Origin of the sequence: Psychrobacter sp. CAL346-MNA-CIBAN-0220, assembly GCF_040309805.1 — a bacterium.
Lineage (GTDB): Bacteria > Pseudomonadota > Gammaproteobacteria > Pseudomonadales > Moraxellaceae > Psychrobacter.
Window position 1 is genome coordinate 1 of record NZ_JBEOPF010000581.1, and the last position, 248, is coordinate 248.

The window sequence follows — 248 nt, forward strand, 5'->3', positions numbered from 1 at the left end:
GCGGTAATCAAGATCCCGGGTAAATGCTCACCATATCGGCTGCGGATGCCATTCATCGCATCAATACCATTTTGGTCATCATCTAAGTGATAATCAGCTAACATGATGTCTGGAGCAACGCCTTTAAGGCCTAATTTAATCCGTGCATCGGCAAGATCTTTGGCACAAATAACTTCACATTGCCAACGGCTTAATAACGACTCTAGCCCCGCGAGAATGGCATCTTCATTATCAATACACAATACTTT

The 248-nt window shown here is 43.5% G+C and carries 1 protein-coding gene; it reads right to left on the minus strand.

The window, feature by feature from the left end; all coding sequences use genetic code 11:
* Nucleotides 1-248 (minus strand): response regulator (locus AAEY88_RS14885; protein WP_350563637.1); only part of this gene is annotated, 248 nt, incomplete at both ends.